The sequence below is a fragment of the Mycobacterium sp. E3298 genome, from assembly GCF_001666895.1.
Taxonomy (GTDB): domain Bacteria; phylum Actinomycetota; class Actinomycetes; order Mycobacteriales; family Mycobacteriaceae; genus Mycobacterium.
This window is the reverse complement of the sequence record NZ_LZJB01000136.1, coordinates 1-883: the sequence shown is the minus strand read 5'-3', so window position 1 is coordinate 883 and position 883 is coordinate 1. Positions and strand designations below refer to the sequence as shown.

General features: G+C 72.7%; 1 pseudogene. It reads right to left on the bottom strand.

Annotated features, from left to right (window positions below):
* Positions 1–163: 163 nt before the first annotated feature.
* A pseudogene (locus tag A9X05_RS31550) lies at positions 164–883 on the bottom strand (DUF5685 family protein); the annotation flags it as partial.

Sequence of the window (883 nt, the reverse complement as noted above, 5' to 3'; positions counted from 1 at the left end):
GGCGTGGCCGGGTTGCGGCCTGCGGCGCGCCGCATCGCCGAGCGCTGGGTGCGCCAGGGCACCGACACCGGTCACACGCGCACCCTGTGGCGGGCATCTGGTGACTCTCGAAAGTGATAGCGCCGGCGATATCAAATTCGAGAAGCACTTACTGGTTGCGGGCTCAGGTGCAGTCGCAGCAGCAGTCGTCGCAGTCGCAGCAGCAATCGCAGCCCTCGCAGCAGCACCAGCAGCCGGTTCCGTCGCCGCGCCGCGACTTGCGCCCGGGGTTCGGCGTTCCCTCCTCGGCGCCGGGCTCGATCGGCTGGTCGCCGAAGTTGATGGGCTCCTGCTGGCCGCGCGGCGTTCCGCTCTTGGCCGTGAAACCGGCCTGGGCGAAGGTGCGCTTGATCGCGCGGCGGACCTCGTTGGTCAACAGCCGATCGACCAGCCGCCCGTCGGTGAACGACACGTCGGCCAGCGCCAGCTCGATGCCCAGCACCGCGTCGTCGCACAGGGCGCGCGCCGCCGCCGCGGGAGTTGCGGTCGCCGCCAACGGGTTCCACTTCCCGCGCGCCACGTCGTCGCGGTAATCCTCGATCGCGTCCAACAGGTGCGCCACCCGGCCGAACAGCCGCCCAACCTCGCGCAACGGCGCCGCGTTGTGCGGGCGGCCGGCCAGCACGGCGGTATGCGCGAACGCCTCGGCGACGGCGGTCTCGGTGGGCTCGGTCACCATCAGCAGCGAGCTGCCCGGACGGGCCTGGGCTTCGAGCGCCGCCTGGCGGTCCATCGCGGCGACCAGCACGCCGGTGTCGAAGCCCAGGGTGTGACCGGTGTCGGTGCCCTGGCGCACCCAGCGCTCGGCGATGCGGCGCGCCGCAGGCCGCAACCCGGCCACGCC